Source organism: Neobacillus sp. PS2-9, from assembly GCF_030915525.1.
In the GTDB taxonomy this organism is placed as follows: Bacteria; Bacillota; Bacilli; order Bacillales; family Cytobacillaceae; genus Neobacillus.
This window is the reverse complement of sequence record NZ_CP133269.1, coordinates 1413451-1431474: the sequence shown is the minus strand read 5'-3', so window position 1 is coordinate 1431474 and position 18024 is coordinate 1413451. Positions and strand designations below refer to the sequence as shown.

The following is an 18024-nucleotide window of genomic DNA, read 5'->3' as shown; positions in this document are numbered from 1 at the left end:
TCCCTGCCGAATTTTAGCGAAAATTGTTACAAACATAAGAATTTCATTAGAAAAAATCAATAAAAAAACCAGCCCGAAAAATTTTTCCGAGCCGGCCTCTTTCTATTTTTATGAAATTATCCGCGTAAAACCGCGCCTGCTTTTTCTTCTAATGCCTTAAGAACACTGCTGTGAACCTTTGTTACTTCCTCATCAGTCAGTGTACGTTCAGGATCCGCATATTTTAATGAGAATGCAATCGACTTCTTGCCTTCTTCCATCTTGTCGCCTTCATATAAATCAAACACATGAACCTCTTTAAGAAGCGGTGCACCTGTCGTTAAAATGATATCCTTCAAGGTGCCTGACACCATTTCACTGTTTACCACTAGAGCAATGTCTCTTGTGATAGATGGGAAGCGTGGAATCGCTTCATATTGTAATACTGGTGCTTCTGCTTCAAGGATCGCTTGTAAAGAAAGTTCGAATACATACGTATCTTTTAAGTCTAGATCTTTCTGCACATTTGGGTGTACTTGACCCACAAAGCCGATTTTCTCACCGTTAAAGAGAACTTCCGCTGTACGGCCAGGATGCATTCCTTCTACCTGTGCTTGAACATATTGGACTTTGTCAGATAAGCCAAGCTTAGTAAACATTCCTTCTAAAATACCTTTTACAACGAAGAAATCTACTGCCTTCTTTTCACCCTGCCATGAATGACTGTGCCAAAGACCAGTTACTGCACCTGCAACATGTTCTTTTTCGGTTGGAAGCGTATCTTCGCCATTTGCCAAGAATACAGCACCTGTTTCATATACGGCTAAGCTATCGTTTTGACGAGCGCTATTATATTTTAATACTTCTAACAGCTGTGGCATGATGCTCAAACGAAGCACGCTGCGTTCCTCGCTCATCGGCATTGCTAAACGGATGGTATCGCGCTTTTCAAGAGCAAATTGTGCCGCTTTTTCCTCACTTGTTAAGGAATAAGTAACGGCTTGATACAAGCCTGCTCCTTCAAGATACTGACGGACCACTCGACGCTTCTTTTGATACTCGGACAACTTTCCAGCAGTAGTAGAACCGATTGGTAATGTCTTTGGAATGTTATCATAGCCGTATAGACGAGCTACTTCTTCTAATAGATCTTCTTCGATTCGGATATCTCCGCGTCGTGTTGGTGCCGTAACAGTAATCGTATCCTGCTCTACACTAACTGAGAATTGAAGACGATCAAAGATATCCTTTACATCGCTCATTTGAAGCTCTGTGCCTAGGACACGATTGATTTTTTCAAGAGTAATTGATACCACTGCTGGTTCGACAGTAAGTGTATCTACCTCTGAAGCTCCCTCTAACACTTCTCCGCCAGCGTATTTTGCCATCAGATAGGCTGCACGTTCACCAGCTACACGGACACGGTTTGGATCCACACCCTTTTCAAAGCGAGCGCTCGCTTCACTTCTTAATCCATGATCCTTGGATGCTTTTCTAACAGTCCCACCGTTAAAATAAGCAGCCTCTAATAAAACAGTGGTTGTGTCTGAAGTTACCTCCGAATTGGCACCACCCATGACACCAGCAAGAGCTACAGGTTCTGAACCATTAGTAATCACAAGATGATCCGATGATAATGTCCGTTCTACGTCATCAAGTGTTACAAACTTTTCGCCATGGTTTGCACGGCGAACAAGAATCTCTTTTGAACCTAGGCGATCATAATCAAATGCGTGTAATGGCTGACCGTATTCTAATAAAATATAGTTGGTAATATCGACAACGTTATTGTGCGGACGAATGCCTGCAGACATTAAACGTGTTTGCATCCAAAGTGGTGAAGGACTAATTTTTACATTTTTAATAATTTTTGCCACGTAAAGCGGGTTATCGTCTTTCGCTTCAACCACTACCTTAACGTAATCAGATGCTTTTTCACTAGTAGGCTCCAAGCTCGTTTCTGGAAGTTTAACCTCTCTTCCAAGAATCGCTGCCACTTCATAAGCAACACCAAGCATGCTCAAGCAATCCGAACGGTTTGGCGTTAAGCTAAGCTCTAGAACTTCGTCATCACGATTAAGTAATTCAAGTGCATCTACACCGACCTCTGCATCGGCTGGAAAAACAAAGATTCCTTCAGAATATTCCTTTGGAACGACTTTCCCTTCCATTCCAAGCTCGGTAAGAGAGCAAATCATGCCATTTGATTCTTCGCCGCGAAGCTTCGCGCGTTTAATTTTAAAATTACCTGGTAGAACTGCTCCAACCTTCGCTACTGCTACCTTTTGTCCTTGTGCCACATTTGGTGCACCACAGATAATTTGTACAGGCTGCTCTTCGCCCACATCAACCAGACATTTACTTAATTTATCGGCATTTGGATGCTGCTCACGCTCTAGAACATGACCAACAACCACTCCTTTGATACCTTCGTTAAGAATGTCTACTCCTTCAACTTCAATTCCGCTCTTCGTAATTTTTTCAGCTAGCTCATCAGCTGTTACTCCAGTTAAATCGATATAATCCTGAAGCCATTTATATGAAACGAACATGTCGTAACCTCCTATTCATGTTTTGAAAATTGTTTTAAGAAACGTACATCATTGGTATAGAAATGTCTAATGTCATCCACACCGTATTTCAGCATTGCAATCCGTTCTGGTCCCATACCGAAAGCAAATCCAGTGTATTTCTTAGAATCGTAGCCTGCCATTTCAAGAACATTCGGATGAACCATTCCTGCTCCTAAAATTTCAATCCAGCCCGTTTGCTTACACACGTTACAGCCTTTGCCACCGCAAATTTTACAAGAGATATCCATTTCAACAGAAGGCTCTGTGAAAGGGAAGAAACTTGGTCTTAGGCGAATTTCACGGTCTTCCCCAAACATTTTCTTCGCAAATACCTCTAATGTTCCTTTTAAATCGCTCATGCGGATGTTTTCGCCGACAACTAATCCTTCGATTTGCATGAACTGATGGGAGTGTGTCGCATCATCATTATCGCGGCGGTACACTTTACCAGGGCAGATAATCTTAATTGGACCTTTACCTTGATGCTTTTCCATCGTCCGCGCTTGTACTGGCGATGTATGTGTACGAAGAAGGATTTCCTCTGTAATATAGAAAGAATCCTGCATATCACGGGCAGGGTGCCCTTTCGGTAAGTTAAGAGCTTCAAAGTTATAATAATCCTGCTCCACTTCTGGACCTTCTGCAACTTGATAGCCCATTCCAATAAATAAATCTTCAATTTCCTCAATGATTCTTGTTAATGGATGATGGTTTCCTACCTTAACAGGGCGTCCTGGAAGAGTAACATCAATACTTTCAGAAGCTAATTTTTCTAAAACAGCCGCTTCTTCTAGTCCCTTTTGCTTCTCTTCAATTTTAACTGCAATAGCTTCACGTACTTCATTCGCAAGAGCCCCCATAACTGGTCTTTCTTCCGCTGAAAGCTTACCCATACCGCGAAGCACTTCCGTAATTGGGCCTTTTTTGCCTAAATACGCAACACGTATATCATTTAGTTCTTTTAAGCTTGTGGACTGTTCAACTTTTTGAATAGCCTCTTCCTGCAATTCCTTTAAACGTTCTTGCATGTCTATTCCTCCTTATAAATTGTCATTATGTTTGTAGTCCTGCAAACAAACAAAAAAACCCCATCCCTGGAAAGGGACGAGGTTGTTGATTCGCGGTACCACCCTTGTAAACACGGTATGTAGAAACACATGTGTTCGCTTCATTGGGATAACGGCTTAGGCCGGTGCATCTTTACACTAAAGGGCAGGTGCCCGATTGTGGTCCCGATGCCAACTCAGGAGGTGAACTTCTCTGAACCTTTCCATAAAAGTGTTTTCAGTCACGACACTTTCTCCCTAAATGGTTCTGAATCAGATACTTTTCTCCGTCATCGTCTTTACTATTCAATATTGCATTATTATATAATAATTTTCCTTTTAAGGTCAAACTAGTTTTCGCCTATTTTTTCAAATAATAAAGAAGAACCCCTGTGGCCACGGCTACGTTTAATGATTCGCTTTTTCCGTAAATTGGGATATAAAGATTCTTCGTTGTGGTAGAAAGCAAATCTTTCCCAACACCGCTGCCTTCGTTACCCACAATTAAAGCGAAGGATTTTCCACCTGCAATTTCTGTATAAACTGCTGCTCCTTCAAGCGCTGTCCCATATACAGGAATATTTTTTTCATGGAGCTTATCCACCCATTCATGAAGGTCAGCTCGTAGAATTGGAAGGTGAAAATGGCTTCCTTGTGCAGCTCTTAAAACCTTGGAGTTATAAATATCCACACTCCCACGCCCAACGATCACTGCGTCAATCCCTGCTGCATCAGCTGTGCGAATCATCGTGCCAAGGTTTCCTGGATCCTGGACCGCATCGATCAATAAGTAGGTTTGACCTTCTTCCGCCTGAGCCTCCGTCCTCTTACTTGGCATTCTGCAAACGGCGTAAATACCTTGCGGTGCTTCCGTTTCTGTTAACAGATCAGAAATCTCCTCCGTAACAAGAGTAACTGGAGTAGAACTTACATCCCAACGCGGCGGCAGGCCAACTTTCTCGGAAACAATAATTTCTAATACCTGTTCTCCTTGTTTTAGTGCTTCTTCAACTAAATGAAAGCCTTCTACGATAAATGATTCGGTGTTATCGCGCTCTTTTTTCGTTAAAAGCTTTTTCCATTGTTTTACCTTAGGATTATTTACTGATTCAATATGTTTCAAAACTGGTTCTCCTTTAAAAAACTCTTCTGATTTTCTCATTATAGCCTAAAAAGGATACATAATAAAACCACATAATAGAAATGATATAAAAGAATGAAGGTTATAAAAAGGAGTGTGTGTTTATGAACTTAAATTTGCGAAATGCGATTATTCACAATGTCTCTGGTAATACGCAGGATCAATTAGAAGATACAATTGTAGATGCTATTCAAAATGGAGAAGAAAAAATGCTCCCAGGTCTTGGCGTTCTATTTGAAATCATTTGGAAGAATTCTTCTGAAGAAGAGAAAAAAGAAATGCTTGAAACTCTTGAAAGCGGGTTAAAGTAAACTCCGTGTAGCTGCCGAAATGAAATCGGCAGCTTTTTTCTGCAAAAAACCCCTGGCAACTTCCACCAGGGATTTCCTTTTTATTATTCAAATGTAATTTTATCAACTGCCTCACGGTCTAGGCGTTTGATAACTTCGACAATTAGCTTAACCGCATTTTCATAATCATCACGATGAAGCATCGCTGCATGCGAATGGATATAACGGGTCGCAATCGTGATCGCTAATGCAGGAACCCCATTATGTGTTAGATGGATTGAACCAGCATCTGTACCACCGCCAGGGATGGACTCGTATTGGAAAGGAATGTTTAGTTCCTCTGCTGTATCTGTAACGAAATCGCGAAGCCCTTTATGTGCCACTAAGGAAGCATCGTAAATGACCACTTGTGGACCTTTGCCCATTTTGCTCATTGCTTCTTTTTCAGTGATTCCAGGCGTATCACCCGCAATACCGACATCAACAGCAAAACCGATATCCGGTTGGATTTTAGCAGCGGCAGTCTTCGCCCCACGCAGACCAACTTCCTCTTGAACGGCTCCTACACCATAAACAACGTTCGGATGGTCAGTGCCTTGTAGCTGTCGTAATACATCAATCGCAATGGCACAGCCAATGCGGTTATCCCAAGCTTTAGCCAAAAGCATCTTTTGGTTGTTCATCACAGTAAACTCAAAGTATGGAACAACCATATCTCCAGGACGTACGCCCCACTCCTGTGCCTCATCACGGCTGGACGCACCGATATCAATGAACATATCTTTAATTTCAACTGGTTTCTTACGAGCTTCAGCTGATAAAACATGTGGTGGCTTTGAACCGATAATACCCGTTACATCGCCTTTTTTTGTAACGATGGTAACGCGCTGTGCAAGCATAACTTGTCCCCACCAACCGCCAACTGGTTGAAAACGTAGAAAGCCTTTATCGTCGATTTGTGTGATCATGAAACCGACTTCATCTAAATGACCAGCAACCATAATTTTCGGGCCGCCTTCTTTACCAACCTTCTTAGCAATTAAACTGCCAAGGCCGTCAGTAGTTACTTCATCAGCCAATGGAGTTATGTATTTCTTCATTACTTCGCGTACTTCACGCTCATTGCCGGGAATCCCTTTGGCATCGGTTAAGTCTTTTAACATCAATAATGTTTCATCAAGTTTTGCCACTTATTTAGCCCCCCTAATTATGTATATCCGACCTTCATTATACCTAAAAAAACTGTAAATTTACAATTTTTCTGCTAATAGTTATTTTGTTGTCTTTGATAATTTACTTCGTTTTTAAGAAAATATGCCTGCTCCATTTCTTTCTCGTTGAATCCAAGCAAGGAAGCCAGCTGCAAATATGCTTCAAAAACCCTAATGTAATCATTAAACTTTTTGCTCTTTTGAAACAAACCAATTGTCTCATATACTATCAGGAATTGTTCGGTCACATCCGAACTTGTTTGATTCACCTTTAAATTAAGTTCCATGTCATTAAAACCACATTCAATCCCTAGTGACAATATGAAATGGATTCCGTCCACAAACTCCTCAAGAATCACAGCTTTATCTGAGGAAGGCTTGACACTCCAAAACTTAAAACAACGAGTTTCATTTGCCAATTCTCCAATTTCCACAAGCAAGGCAAGAACCTTGCGATCAAATAAAGCCTCATTTTGCAGTTGATGTTTTTCTTCTATATGTGAATCTAATGCCTTTTGCATCTCAAATAGTTTTTTAAGTTGCATACGATTACCACCAAGCCTTTATTAAAAGTATCAGTTCGACTCCCGCTAGAAAGGGAAAGCCGATTTGAAATGCTAAATGCTTTGTTTTATGACGGTAAATCTGCATTCCTGCAGTCGTTCCGATGGCACCGCCGAATAATGCTACCAGCCATAATGTCCGCTCAGAAATTCGATATTGATGCTTCTTGGCACGCTTTTTATCTTCTCCCATAATAAAAAGTCCTATTAGACTCATTACGACATAAACCAAAAGTAAAACCAGTTTACTATCCAAAGCTGTATCCCCCTTATAGAAAAAGCCATCCTCAAGAGAGAATGGCTTTATATCTTTAATTATTTTTGTTGTTGTTTAGCTTGGTTTGCTAATTCAGCAAATGCGTTAGCATCGCTTACTGCTAATTCAGCAAGCATCTTGCGGTTTACTTCGATACCAGCAAGCTTTAAGCCATGCATTAAACGGCTGTAAGAAAGACCGTTCATACGAGCTGCTGCATTGATACGAGTAATCCAAAGTTTGCGGAAGTCGCGCTTCTTTTGACGACGATCGCGGAACGCATACATTAAAGATTTCATAACCTGTTGGTTAGCAACTTTATATAATGTATGTTTTGAACCGTAATAACCTTTTGCTAATTTAAGAACTTTTTTACGACGTTTGCGAGTAACTGTACCGCCTTTTACACGTGGCATGTAATTTCCCTCCTATAATAAATCAATCTGTCCGAGATTACTTAACGTAAGTTAATAATTGACGAATGCGTTTGAAATCGCCTTTAGAAACAAGAGATCCTTTGCGAAGTTTACGCTTAGCTTTTGTAGATTTGTTCGCGAATAAATGGCTTGTATAAGCATGGTCACGCTTAAGTTGACCAGAACCAGTCTTTTTGAAACGCTTTGCAGCGCCGCGGTGAGTTTTCATTTTTGGCATTGGAATATCCTCCTTATTACTTATCAGCTTTAGGTGCTAAAACCAAGAACATGCTTCGGCCATCCATTTTTGGATGTGACTCAATAGTCGCTACTTCCTTGCATGCTTCAGAGAAACGGTCTAATACACGTTGACCAATTTCTTTATGGGTAATTGCCCGACCCTTAAATCGGATGGATGCTTTTACCTTGTCGCCTTTTTCCAAAAACTTAATAGCATTACGAAGCTTTGTATTAAAGTCATGCTCATCTATCGTTGGGCTTAGACGAACTTCTTTAGTAGTAATAATCTTTTGATTCTTACGAGCTTCTTTTTCTTTCTTTTGATTCTCGAATTTGAATTTGCCATAGTCCATAATCCGGGCTACCGGAGGCTTTGCATTTGGTGCTACAAGTACCAAATCAAGATTTACTCGTCCAGCAATCTCCAACGCTTCGTTTTTGGATTTGATCCCTAACTGTTCGCCATTTTGGTCAATCAGACGAACTTCGCGAGCGCGGATGCCCTCATTTAACAACATGTCTTTGCTAATAATTAGCCACCTCCAAGGTTTTTTCACGAATACAACGTCTTGGGTACAAGAATGATTCACCTTACTATTTGACACCCTAGTTGGAATCGACAGGTATAAAACTTTTTATAAATGCTATTTCTTAAGTACACAAACAAAAAAGTGCGGATGAATACACCCACACTTTACGAAACATAAGTAAATAAACAAAAAGTTCACGTAAAACCTGCCAACTGCCGTATGCGTCAATCAGGTGAGAAGCGGGTGCTTCTTCTTTTCCCAAAATCATATTCAATTTAACCTTTGTAACTATAACATAAACAAAGACGTATTGTCAAACGAACTATTTATTCATGACAACGAAATTTATTGTAGCAAGAAACCAAAAATTATTCAATATATTTTTTTCAAAAACAAAAAGAAAGAGAGGAATGACCCTCTCTTTCTGAAAAATTTATCCTCTTTGCACTTCCGCTTTTATTTCGGCTAGGAAGTCTGCAAACGGCTTTGTTTCTGAGTTTTGCTCACCATATTTACGAACGTTAACCGCATGATCTTCTACTTCTTTGTCACCGACAACGAGCATATATGGTATTTTTTGCATTTGTGCTTCACGAATTTTATAACCAATCTTTTCATCACGGCCATCTAATTCTACACGGAAGCCTTCATTTTGAAGCTGTTCCTGTACTTGCTTAGCATAATCGTAGTGAACACCTGGAGAAACAGGAATCACTTGAACTTGAACTGGTGCCAACCAAGTAGGGAATGCTCCTTTATACTCTTCTATTAAGAAGGCAACAAAACGTTCCATTGTTGATACGACACCACGATGGATAACAACAGGACGATGCGGCTTACCATCTTCACCCACATAAGTTAAGTCAAATCGCTCTGGAAGTAAGAAGTCAAGTTGAACAGTGGAAAGAGTTTCATCTTTACCTAAAGCTGTTCTAACTTGAACATCAAGCTTTGGACCATAGAAAGCAGCTTCGCCTTCAGCCTCATAATAATTAAGTCCAAGTTCGTCCATAGCTTCCTTCAACATCCCCTGAGCTTTTTCCCACATTGCATCATCATCAAAATATTTTTCAGTGTCCTGAGGGTCACGATAGGAAAGACGGAAAGAATACTCATTCAGATTGAAGTCTTTATAGACCGCTAAAATAAGGTTAACGACGCGTTTGAATTCCTCTTTAATTTGATCAGGGCGAACAAAAATATGCGCATCATTTAGAGTCATTCCCCGAACACGCTGCAGACCAGAAAGGGCACCAGACATTTCATAACGATGCTGTGTACCGAGCTCAGCAATTCGAATCGGAAGCTCACGATAACTGTGAATGCTGTTCTTGTAAACCATCATATGATGCGGACAGTTCATTGGACGAAGAACTAATTGCTCATTATCCATCTCCATAACCGGGAACATATCTTCATGATAGTGATCCCAGTGACCAGAAGTTTTATATAAATCAACGCTACCCATAACTGGTGTATAAACATGGTCGTAACCAAGTCGCTGTTCTTTATCAACGATATATCGTTCGATTACACGGCGGATAGTAGCCCCTTTAGGAAGCCATAGTGGCAACCCTTGACCGACTAATTGATTAGTTGTAAATAAGCTCAGCTCTTTACCAATTTTACGGTGGTCACGCTCTTTTGCTTCTTCAAGAAGGCGAAGGTGTTCAGCTAAATCCTCTTTCTTAAAAAAGGCTGTTCCGTAGACACGTTGCAGCATTTTATTATTGCTATCACCGCGCCAGTAAGCACCCGCAATGCTCAAAAGTTTAAATTCTTTAATTTTTCCTGTTGAAGGAACATGAACCCCACGGCAAAGGTCGAAAAAATCACCTTGTTCGTAGATTGTCACGGTTTCTTCATCAGGAATCGCTTCAATTAGTTCAAGCTTGTAAGGGTCTCCTGCTTCTTTAAATAATTGAACAGCATCAGCACGGCTTACTTCTTTGCGAACAATCTCGATATTTTCATTAACGATTTTCGCCATTTCTTTTTCGATTTTTGGAAGGTCCTCTGGTGTTAACGACACCTCAAGGTCCATATCATAATAAAATCCACCCTCGATCACCGGACCTACACCAAGGTTTGCATTTGGATACAGTCTTCTTACAGCTTGAGCCATTAAGTGTGCTGTACTGTGACGCAATACCTCTAGCGCATCACTTGATTCAGGAACAACGATTTCTATAGAACCGTCCTCCATAATGGGACGACGAAGATCGAACATAGTTCCATTCCATTTACCAGCAATAGCTTTTTTCTTGAGGCCAGGGCTAATGGAAGCGGCAATATCTTCCGTTGTTGTTCCCCGTGGAAACTCCTTTACTGCCCCATCTGGAAACGAAATCTTAACAACGTCTGACATGGTAATTCCTCCTTTGATTTTGAGCGTTCATGGACTATCAATATCCGTCAAACGCTTTAAAAAATAGGCTATGTTAAATTTTCCTGTTGATTTCCGCTCCAGGCGCTTCGCTTTCCGTGGGCGTTTCGGCGAACCTCCTCGGCGCTTGCGCCTGCGGGGTCTCCCCTGAACCGTACTCCCACAGGAGTCTTCGCGCCTTCCGCTCCAATCAACAGGGTGTAAAAATCAACACTGTTCTTTAACACAGCATAAAAATAAAAAAACCCGTCCCTGGAATAGGGACGAGTTTTGATTAACACGTGGTTCCACCCAATTTTTCATGTTCAATACAAACGATTAATCATGACTTTGGTCAGGTAACGGCTGTTGCCGTCAACAATTACTAATTCCATAGAACAGGAAATGTTCACTGCTGAAGTTTAAAGGTGGTAAGTATTTATCCCGTGTTAGAAGACTTTCAGCCGGTGGTCTTCCTCTCTAGAAACCGTAAATGAAATACTGTTGTCCTTATCATTACTTTTACTACATATTTGCTATGTACGTTATTATAATGATTTACTTTTAAAATTGCAAGGTGCATAAAACTAAATATTGACATTATTTTATTTTTTATGCATGATTTTCCGATGAATTTTTTTCAGTAGTCCATTTTTTAATCTCACGAAGTGCGCCATACTCCTTAAGGGTTACTCTTTCCTCAAATATATTCTTGATGGTTCTTACCAGCGGCTCATCAGGATCTTTTGTATAAATAAAAATAGACGTTGGTGCAAGTGACAGCAGCGGTGCAATGGAAGCAGAGTCAACATAAACAGGATGATTCACCAATAACCTTCTGTCAATCAATCTTGTTAATTCACCTCTTTTAATTTCAACAAAATCCTCATTAAAAAAAGTAATTTCCTCATCGAACAATAAATGAAGCGTATCCATTTTTGGTTCACGGTTCACTAAAAAGTCTCTTAGCATGTGTACAAACATTTGATATTCCTGCTCCATTTTGTATTCATCAATGGCAATCTCAACATAGCTTTCTAGAGCATGTAGATAGGAACGCAGGCGAAATTTAACAAAAGAGTCGAAAGAGAACGTGACATTTTCATGAAGAATCTCATCAATAGCCTCACTAATTAGGTTAGGCTCTTCATTTATTTCTTTTAATAAAACAGCAAGATCCTCTCTTTGCCCGTCCAGTATGGAATAGATAATATCAATAATCTGCTGTTGCTCTTCCATGTCGGTATAATAATAATGATCCCTTACTATCTCTCGAAACCAATGATCCCGTTTCGTATTTGTTATAAACTGATAAAAGGCCGATTTCACCCTGTCAAACAGAGACGTAGAAAAGCAAATATCAACTATCTTTACTATATGTCGATCTTCTAAAAGAAGAATAGTTTCATTCATTGGATTATATGGTACGTACATCAGCAAGTGGTTATAAAGTTTTTGTGCATCCAGCTTGCTTTGGAAGATGATTTCCGCCAACCAAATCCCCCCTTTGAGGCATTGTCTGTTTAATATATATGGGGGACTTGGCCAAAATAGAAGTTAGATAACCACAGTTTTACTATAATAATTAAGAAAAGCGCAAGCGCCTTGTTCAGCCCCGACAGGCAAATGTTCTTCGGCAAGAAAAGTCCGCCTTTTGACTTTTATTGCCGAAGGTTATTTGACCCGAGGGGCTAGGCGCTGGAGCTGGACAATTCTCGAAGCCGAATTTTATACTTTAAATGTAAAAAGGACTACCGGGTGATCCGGTAATCCGATGGAAACACATATTATTCCTAACGCCTATTAGGACCACTAACTAGAACCGGCTCACTTAAGGTGCGAATTCGCTCCATGATTCTTCTCGCTTTCATTCTCTCTTCTTCCCCACGCTGGCTATAAGTCAAATGATGTTCCAACTCATTAAAATCGAAGTTCGAAGTAAAAAACGTCGGCAAACTTTCCAGCATCCTAAACTGAAGAATTGGACCTAATACCTCGTCCCTTGTCCAACTCGACATCGACTCTGCCCCAATATCGTCCAGCATCAAAATCGGCTCTTTCTTCAAAGCTTCAATTTTTCCATTTAAGGTCGAATCTGCAATCGAACTTTTCATCTCTCTAAGAAGTTCAGGTACATAGACAATCATAGAAGAGATTTGTTTTTGGGCCAATTTATTTGCAATTGCACCCAACAAATAAGATTTCCCTACTCCAAATTCACCATAGAAATATAGCCCCTTTGTTGGTTTTCCTTGTTTAAAATCAGCTACAAATGCGATTGTCTTCTTAAAAGCATCTATTCGCTCATCATCAGTAAAAAAGTTGTCAAAGGTAGCGTTTAAGATATCTTTCGGGACATATAAACTCTTAATTAAAGTTTCATTTTTTTTCTTTTCGTCATGCATGATTTTTCGATGACAGCGTTCGTATCGAACATCTATGAAATTTCGTGTTAAAACCAATTCAGGCCGATAGCCTTTCATCATATTGATACAATTATCAAGGCTTTCGCATTTCTCACAATCCTTACTTTGATTTGTATATTCAAAAAGCTTACCTAAACTTTTATCAATGATTTCTTTCGTTATTGCTTGTTCATTCTTTAAAATAAATTCTTCGACATCTGGGTTTTCGAGGGTTTCGCGGCGCATTTTATCGTATCGTCTTTGAAAATCTCCTTGTGAGGATAACCGTTTCAATGTTTGATTTATTTTCTCCATAAGTCACCTCTAGTCATCTAATGCCTTTAGCATTTCTTCTATCTCACGCTTTTTAGCTTCTAAATCAGGACTCTTCTCTACCTTCTCCGACTTTTTTGGTTTTTCTTTATCAAACCATTCAGGAAGAAGCTCTGTCCGAAGAGGCTTCTTATTTGTACCTTTTGTACTTTTTGCAGTTTTTTTGCTTTCTTTCCGTATGCGCTCGTCCTTCTTTGCAAGTTCCATTGCTTCCTTTACCGTCTTCACTTGCTTTCGTGCCCAATGACTGGCTATTGAGTCGACAAATGCTTTAGTAAACTTCATATCTGATTTTATCATGACAACCTCAATAAGAACATTCACTACCCCTGGAGGAAGTTTATACTTAATCATAATCTCCTCTAAGATATCCAAATTAGCATTTGAAGGTTCCACACCACCTGAAATGTCCTTAAAAACAGTTAAAGGAGAAGTAGTTTCATAATAACGAATCAGTTTTTCTTCTGGGGTTTTTGGCTCAGTAACTTGAACTTGGTGAATTACAGGCTGTGTTCTGTTTATAAGGCTCGGGAGCTTGTCATAATGAACAAATTGATACCAATCACGTGCGCCTTTTCTTAAGTCTTCTATATCAATTTCTTCATTCGGATTTATGGCACCTAAGATAAAATTTTTCATTTCAATCGGATTTATGTTATACAGAAAAGCAAGATTACTAATAACATTCTTTACTTTTGGTGTTAGTGCTTTTTTGGGAACCAAAGATTCATTAAGTCCTGCAGCTAATAAATCAAAATCAAACGTATTTGTATCAATTTGAAGTGGCTTTTGTTCATTACGACCGATAAACTGTTGATTTTGTTCTGCTTCAAGATCCTCTGTTACATCCTGAAGATACTGAAGGCTACCAGGCGTAGCTGAAGCAAACACATCTTGGAAGGCCTTGGTTACATCCTGATATTCCTTATCCTTTGTCATTTGCTGGTCAGAGAAAAACCGTTTTAGACGAGCAAAATGTTTTTTTCCAATTTTCCGATAAAGAAATATATTTAACATTCCATCCAAAAAGAATTGTTCAGGCGTTAAAGGAGGAAGCAGCTCATAAATAAAGGACCGGTCTCCCTCTTCATCTATTTTAACGAAAGTCTTTAATAACCCTATTCCCTCTAACTTTAGACGCGCTTCATATATATCCTTTAAATTTAACCCTAACAGGTTCATTAACAGATGGTGGGTGGATGAATCAGACCAGAGTTTATTTTCCTCCAGTTCCGCCCAAAGTGTCATATACAAGCTTAAACAAGTTGACCCAATCAAGGGCTGGTATAGAAACGTCAGCACTTTCCGGTCATACTCATGGAGCAGCCCATCGGCTGCTACAATATAACGATCGATAGGAAGAATTTCCTGCCAATGCTGCGCCATATGATTCCAACCTTTCTCTTTCAATAGTGAAAAAAGAGCCAAAGACGACCCTTTAGCTCATTACGATTTTTCTTTTTTTATCAGTTCCTTTAATTCGTCGATAAATACATTAATATCCTTAAATTGACGATAAACGGAAGCAAATCTTACATATGCGACTTCATCAACATGGGCAAGTCGATCCATTACCATTTCGCCAACAGCTTCACTTTTAATTTCAGAAATCCCCTGACTTCGAAGGTCCTTTTCCACACCGTGCGTAATATCTTCTAACTCCTTTAAGGCAACAGGCCGCTTTTCACACGCCTTAATCAAGCCCCTAAGTATTTTATCACGGCTGAATTCTTCCCTTGTCCCTTCCTTCTTTACAACTATTAAGGGAATCTCTTCAATTTTTTCAAATGTAGTAAAGCGATATCCGCATTCCTCACATTCGCGTCTTCGCCGTGTTGCACGTCCTTCATCAACAGGCCGAGAATCAAGCACACGTGTACCATAATTTTGACATGAAGGGCATTTCATTGTTAATCAACTCCAAATCTAACGAAATCCGAACAATATCCTACTTTTATCTTATAAAAAAGCAGACCTTTGCACAAGTACAAGTATTAGGAGTTTTGTTTTTCTTTAATAACCGTATGTAATTGATTCACCCGATCGTAATAAGAAACCACTCTTTTTTTTAGTTCAGGGTAATTACCTAAGATAGAGAATCGTTCAGTTGAAATATTAAAGTCTACAGCCGTTTCTAGTGCTTTCACAGAAACAATGGTCACAATCAGAAAACAAGGGAAGGGCTTTTTAATTTCTACCGCAATCTCTCCATGTTCTTTTGAGACCGTTAAAATGCGACAGTCAGCATCTTCATGAAATACCTTTTCAACCGATTCAAAAATTTTATTAAAATTGCCTTTATAGTAATGAGTCTTTAAAGAAGCATCCTTGTTTTGATCAGATGTTTCAATTTGACTTCTAAAGCGTCCGAATAAACTCATTTAAATATAACCCTCCAAAAATTCTTCCTTTTTATTTTTATAAGAAAGTATAAAATGCGGCTTCGAGAATTGTCCAGCTCCAGCGCCTAGCCCCTCGGGTCAAATAACCTTCGGCAATAAAAGTCAAAAGGCGGACTTTTCTTACCTAAGAACATTTGCCTGTCGGGGCTGACCAAGGCGCTTGCGCTTTTCTAATTAGTTTACAACATTATGAGGAAAATATAAAAAGAGGTGTACATAGTTCGTACACCCCTTCGATCATTTTTTTAGATTAAAGTACTTTTGCTTGCTTAACATTTACTGGACCCATACCACGTGGAATTTCAATATTTTCACGCGTTTGAGCATTTAAAGCCTCAGCAATATAATCAGCAGCTACATTAGGGTTTAAATCACCACAAGTATATACATCAATGCTTGCATATCCATGTTCAGGGAAGCTGTGAATTGTAAGATGTGATTCAGAAATTATTACAACACCGCTAACGCCTTGTGGAGCAAATTTATGAAAAGCTACTTCGCGGATTTCCGCACCTGATTTAAGAGCCGCTTCTACAAAAGTTGTTTCAATAAAATCCATATCATTTAATTTTTCAAAGTCGCATCCCCAAAGTTCAGAGATTACGTGTCGTCCCATTGTTTCCATATTCTTATTTCCCCCTCTAACCTTTTATGATGGTTTCCTGAAATCCGGTTATTGACGGTATCTTATAACTACCACGGGGGAAAGTTAGTCCAGAGAGGTCCTAACCCTTTAAGTAATTAATAGGTACCTAATTTCAAGAAGTTCACGATGACTAGTATACTTTGTTTATATTTTTTTTGCAACCTATCAAATTAAAATTTTCATAAGATATTTTTGTAACAAGGCAAGGTGGGCATATTCCTCTATATATAATAATAAAAAGTCATTAGTTCAAAAGCATTTTATGCCAAAATGTACAAAAATGGAACAGGCTAGGACAGAAAAAAATGCTGTCAATCGACAGCATTTTTCTACCTTTTTAATCTGTTCTAGCCGACCTTAACCTGTGAGGATTTAGCTATTTGCTCTGACACATATAGAGCCAAGTCTACGACACGAGACGAATATCCCCACTCATTATCATACCAAGCTAAAACCTTAACCTTTCTGGTCCCCATTACCATTGTCGAAAGTCCATCAATGATTGCTGAATTCTCGTTTGTATTAAAGTCCACTGAAACGAGCGGTTCCATTGTTAAATCCAAAATCCCTCTTAAACTGCCATGTGCAGCTTCCATAAAGGCATTATTAATATCATCAACCGTTACATCTTGGTGTAGGTCTACTACTAAATCAACAAGTGAAACATTTGGTGTCGGTACTCGTAGTGCCATCCCATGTAATTTACCCTTCAATTGTGGCAATACCAGCGATAGTGCTTTAGCCGCACCTGTTGTTGTAGGGATAATAGATTGTCCACAGGCACGGGCTCTCCGTAAATCTTTATGAGGATTATCAATATTCTTTTGGTCATTTGTGTAGGCATGAATTGTTGTCATTAAGCCACTTTCAATTCCAAATTTCTCATCTAGTACCTTTGCAACTGGTGCAAGACAATTCGTTGTGCAGGATGCGTTTGAAATAATATCATGCTGATTAATATCAAGCATTTCATCATTTACACCCATAACGATTGTAACATCCTCATTTTTCCCTGGTGCAGTTAAAATCACTTTTTTAGCACCTGCTGTAAGATGCAGGGCAGCCTTTTCTCTGGAGTTGAATTTTCCAGTTGCTTCGATCACGATATCAATCCCTAGCTCTCTCCATGGAAGCTGCTCCGGGTTACGTTCACTTAGTAATTTTATTCTTTTACCATTTACAATTAATTCGTTATCTAAAGGGATAACTTCTCCCTGAAAAGGTCCATGATTTGTATCATATTTAAGTAGATGAGCTAATGTTTCAGACGGATAGCTCGCATTTATTGCTACTACATCAAATTTTTTTTCAAGGATTGCTTTTCTAAAGACCATCCTTCCAATTCTCCCAAACCCATTTATTGCAATTCGTGACTTCATTTTACGGCCCCTTCCGTATTAATGTTATACTTTTAAGTTGTATTCTTGTAATTAGTATAACATATATAGGTTGAATTGCGATGAATAAACTGCGGATTTTTAAATGTTTTATAATTCTGATAAATTAGTAGTTTTTTCTACTTGCCTGTTGATTTCCGCTCCAGGCACAAGCGGTTCGTGGGTGTTTCGGTGAGCCTCCTCGTCAACAGTGTGTAAAAATCAACACTGTTCTTTATCACAGCCAAATTC

18 protein-coding genes and 2 other annotated features are annotated in these 18024 nt (G+C 39.4%); of the genes, 1 reads left to right on the top strand and 17 read right to left on the bottom strand.

The window, feature by feature from the left end; all coding sequences use genetic code 11:
- Nucleotides 1–116: 116 nt before the first annotated feature.
- From pheT to RCG25_RS07020, 3 genes are all read right to left on the bottom strand, one after another.
- Complete coding sequence (gene pheT, locus RCG25_RS07030) at nucleotides 117–2531, bottom strand: phenylalanine--tRNA ligase subunit beta (RefSeq protein WP_308082951.1); 2415 nt, start codon at nucleotides 2529–2531, stop codon at nucleotides 117–119.
- A gap of 11 nt (nucleotides 2532–2542) precedes the next feature.
- Nucleotides 2543–3580 (bottom strand): phenylalanine--tRNA ligase subunit alpha, encoded by a 1038-nt coding sequence (pheS, locus tag RCG25_RS07025; RefSeq protein WP_308082950.1) that lies wholly within the window; start codon nucleotides 3578–3580, stop codon nucleotides 2543–2545.
- A 69-nt stretch (nucleotides 3581–3649) separates the two neighbouring features.
- Nucleotides 3650–3901: a binding site (T-box leader), on the bottom strand.
- A gap of 58 nt (nucleotides 3902–3959) precedes the next feature.
- Nucleotides 3960–4721, bottom strand: a complete 762-nt coding sequence (locus RCG25_RS07020; protein ID WP_308082949.1) for a TrmH family RNA methyltransferase — start codon at nucleotides 4719–4721, stop codon at nucleotides 3960–3962.
- 122 nt (nucleotides 4722–4843) lie between these two features.
- Here RCG25_RS07020 and sspI point away from each other — a divergent pair, with 122 nt between their 5' ends.
- On the top strand, nucleotides 4844–5050 hold the full coding sequence (sspI, locus tag RCG25_RS07015; protein ID WP_308082948.1) for a small acid-soluble spore protein SspI: 207 nt from the start codon (nucleotides 4844–4846) through the stop codon (nucleotides 5048–5050).
- 83 nt (nucleotides 5051–5133) lie between these two features.
- On the opposite strand, the gene RCG25_RS07010 is transcribed toward sspI, so the two are convergent.
- The 14 genes from RCG25_RS07010 to RCG25_RS06945 form a co-directional block, all read right to left on the bottom strand.
- Nucleotides 5134–6219 (bottom strand): M42 family metallopeptidase, encoded by a 1086-nt coding sequence (locus RCG25_RS07010; protein WP_308082947.1) that lies wholly within the window; start codon nucleotides 6217–6219, stop codon nucleotides 5134–5136.
- Between the two features lie 74 nt (nucleotides 6220–6293).
- Nucleotides 6294–6785: a dUTP diphosphatase gene (locus RCG25_RS07005; RefSeq protein ID WP_308082946.1), complete on the bottom strand. Its 492-nt coding sequence runs from the start codon at nucleotides 6783–6785 to the stop codon at nucleotides 6294–6296.
- 4 nt (nucleotides 6786–6789) lie between these two features.
- Nucleotides 6790–7059 (bottom strand): DUF1294 domain-containing protein, encoded by a 270-nt coding sequence (locus tag RCG25_RS07000; RefSeq protein ID WP_308082945.1) that lies wholly within the window; start codon nucleotides 7057–7059, stop codon nucleotides 6790–6792.
- 59 nt (nucleotides 7060–7118) lie between these two features.
- Nucleotides 7119–7475, bottom strand: a complete 357-nt coding sequence (gene rplT, locus RCG25_RS06995) for a 50S ribosomal protein L20 (protein ID WP_308082944.1) — start codon at nucleotides 7473–7475, stop codon at nucleotides 7119–7121.
- Between the two features lie 37 nt (nucleotides 7476–7512).
- Nucleotides 7513–7713, bottom strand: a complete 201-nt coding sequence (gene rpmI, locus RCG25_RS06990) for a 50S ribosomal protein L35 (RefSeq protein WP_308082943.1) — start codon at nucleotides 7711–7713, stop codon at nucleotides 7513–7515.
- 16 nt (nucleotides 7714–7729) lie between these two features.
- On the bottom strand, nucleotides 7730–8233 hold the full coding sequence (gene infC / locus RCG25_RS06985) for a translation initiation factor IF-3 (protein ID WP_308084118.1): 504 nt from the start codon (nucleotides 8231–8233) through the stop codon (nucleotides 7730–7732).
- A 141-nt stretch (nucleotides 8234–8374) separates the two neighbouring features.
- Nucleotides 8375–8506: a sequence feature (ribosomal protein L20 leader region), on the bottom strand.
- Nucleotides 8507–8678: 172 nt separating this feature from the next.
- Nucleotides 8679–10613: a threonine--tRNA ligase gene (gene thrS, locus RCG25_RS06980; protein ID WP_308082942.1), complete on the bottom strand. Its 1935-nt coding sequence runs from the start codon at nucleotides 10611–10613 to the stop codon at nucleotides 8679–8681.
- 609 nt (nucleotides 10614–11222) lie between these two features.
- Nucleotides 11223–12104, bottom strand: coding sequence for a putative sporulation protein YtxC (gene ytxC, locus RCG25_RS06975; RefSeq protein ID WP_308082941.1), 882 nt, complete (start codon nucleotides 12102–12104; stop codon nucleotides 11223–11225).
- A 299-nt stretch (nucleotides 12105–12403) separates the two neighbouring features.
- The gene (dnaI, locus tag RCG25_RS06970; protein WP_308082940.1) at nucleotides 12404–13330 is read right to left on the bottom strand and encodes a primosomal protein DnaI; all 927 of its coding nucleotides are present in this window, start codon (nucleotides 13328–13330) and stop codon (nucleotides 12404–12406) included.
- A 9-nt stretch (nucleotides 13331–13339) separates the two neighbouring features.
- Entirely contained in the window at nucleotides 13340–14734 is a 1395-nt protein-coding gene (locus RCG25_RS06965) for a replication initiation and membrane attachment family protein (protein WP_308082939.1), read from the bottom strand.
- A gap of 60 nt (nucleotides 14735–14794) precedes the next feature.
- Nucleotides 14795–15256 (bottom strand): transcriptional regulator NrdR, encoded by a 462-nt coding sequence (gene nrdR / locus RCG25_RS06960; protein WP_144564449.1) that lies wholly within the window; start codon nucleotides 15254–15256, stop codon nucleotides 14795–14797.
- Between the two features lie 86 nt (nucleotides 15257–15342).
- Nucleotides 15343–15729, bottom strand: a complete 387-nt coding sequence (locus RCG25_RS06955) for a hypothetical protein (RefSeq protein ID WP_308082938.1) — start codon at nucleotides 15727–15729, stop codon at nucleotides 15343–15345.
- A gap of 271 nt (nucleotides 15730–16000) precedes the next feature.
- On the bottom strand, nucleotides 16001–16375 hold the full coding sequence (speD, locus tag RCG25_RS06950) for an adenosylmethionine decarboxylase (RefSeq protein WP_307290748.1): 375 nt from the start codon (nucleotides 16373–16375) through the stop codon (nucleotides 16001–16003).
- A gap of 368 nt (nucleotides 16376–16743) precedes the next feature.
- On the bottom strand, nucleotides 16744–17775 hold the full coding sequence (locus tag RCG25_RS06945; RefSeq protein ID WP_308082937.1) for a glyceraldehyde-3-phosphate dehydrogenase: 1032 nt from the start codon (nucleotides 17773–17775) through the stop codon (nucleotides 16744–16746).
- Between the last annotated feature and the right edge of the window lie 249 nt (nucleotides 17776–18024).